Here is a 685-nt window from a genome sequence, read left to right as displayed (position 1 = left end):
TCCAAGTGGCTGCGGGATAGCCCACGAAAATCCTAAGCACGCCATTTTTCCTTGAAAAGGTGCTGGTCTGGCAAATCATCAACCATATAATCTCGGCAAAATGAAAATAATCCACCACGCATTAGTTATCGCTATCGTTTTTCTCTGTGCGCATGTGCAATCGGAAGAACTAAAGAAGATCAGGAATTTCCACGTCATCGAGATAGAGAAAGCCGACTACACTTTTGCGATGACACACCTTCATGCTGACTCGCCCATCTTGACACTGTCTCAACCAGTGAAGGACTTAAATCACGCGATTGACCTCGTTGGGCGCGAGATTAACTTTGTTCCGTTAAAGCGCGCTGGGCGATTTGGACAGTGGATATTCTTCCCGAGATTAACTCACGCTGAAGATGACGGCACATTCACATCTGGTTTAGCCGTTAAAGTTGGAAGTCGAGTTGTTCAAAAGTGGGGAGTAAATGAGTAGAGCCGAACAAGGCGGCGCACCTAACCGCTGACCCGTGATGAGTTTCACTCTGAATCAAAAGTTACACCATTAAACCCCAGTCGAAGGTACGCTGCCAGTCAGCGGTAGGTGGCCTTCAACGTTGATATGGTTGATGATTTGTCAAGGGCATAAAATGGTCCGGGCTCATCATTTTTCAATGATCAGAAGTCAAGTTCGTGAAGGACTGAATTG

General features: G+C 46.4%; 1 protein-coding gene. It reads left to right on the top strand.

Going from position 1 to position 685, the window contains the following annotated elements; translation table 11 throughout:
• Positions 1–100 precede the first annotated feature (100 nt).
• Positions 101–472, top strand: a complete 372-nt coding sequence (locus tag JIN78_RS16875) for a hypothetical protein (protein ID WP_200393168.1) — start codon at positions 101–103, stop codon at positions 470–472.
• Positions 473–685: the final 213 nt, after the last annotated feature.

Origin of the sequence: Roseibacillus ishigakijimensis, assembly GCF_016595415.1 — a bacterium.
Lineage (GTDB): Bacteria > Verrucomicrobiota > Verrucomicrobiia > Verrucomicrobiales > Akkermansiaceae > Roseibacillus > Roseibacillus ishigakijimensis.
Note: the sequence above shows the minus strand (reverse complement) of the source record. Positions and strands in the feature narration are given on the sequence as shown.

What these genes read in the sequence shown, in the direction of transcription:
- JIN78_RS16875 (WP_200393168.1), top strand. Translation starts at nt 101, where the DNA reads ATGAAAATAATCCACCACGCATTAGTTATCGCTATCGTTTTTCTCTGT.